The 464-nt window shown below is 65.1% G+C and carries 1 protein-coding gene; it reads right to left on the reverse strand.

Features of this window, described 5'->3' with window-relative positions; translation table 11 throughout:
- A partial coding sequence (locus AB4Z53_RS35490) for a zinc-binding dehydrogenase (protein ID WP_441600122.1) occupies positions 1-464 on the reverse strand: 464 nt, incomplete at both ends.

The following is a 464-nucleotide window of genomic DNA, read 5'->3' on the forward strand; positions in this document are numbered from 1 at the left end:
CAGCCGCGATGCGAGGCTTCGAGCGCCTGGCGCATCACCTTGGTGTTGCCGGTGCAGTCGAAGGTGTAGTCGGCGCCRCCGATCTGRTCGGCCCCGCGCTTGGTCATGTTGACGAGGTAAGGCACGATGTCGTCGCCGACCTCCTTCGGGTTGACGAAGTGGGTCATGCCGAAGCGCTCGCCCCAGGCCTTCTTGTCGTTGTTGAGGTCGACGCCGATGATCATGTCGGCGCCGGCCAGCCGCAGGCCCTGGATGACGTTGAGGCCGATGCCGCCGAGACCGAAGACGATYGCGGTCGCCCCCATCTCCACCTKGGCCGTGTTGATGACSGCGCCGATGCCGGTCGTCACGCCGCAGCCGATGTAGCAGATCTTGTCGAAGGGGGCGTCGGGGTTGACCTTGGCAACCGCAATCTCCGGCAGCACCGTGTAGTTGGCGAAGGTCGAGCAGCCCATGTAGTGGTG

Origin of the sequence: Ensifer sp. 2TAB8, from assembly GCF_052115125.1 — a bacterium.
Classification (GTDB): Bacteria; Pseudomonadota; Alphaproteobacteria; order Rhizobiales; family Rhizobiaceae; genus Ensifer.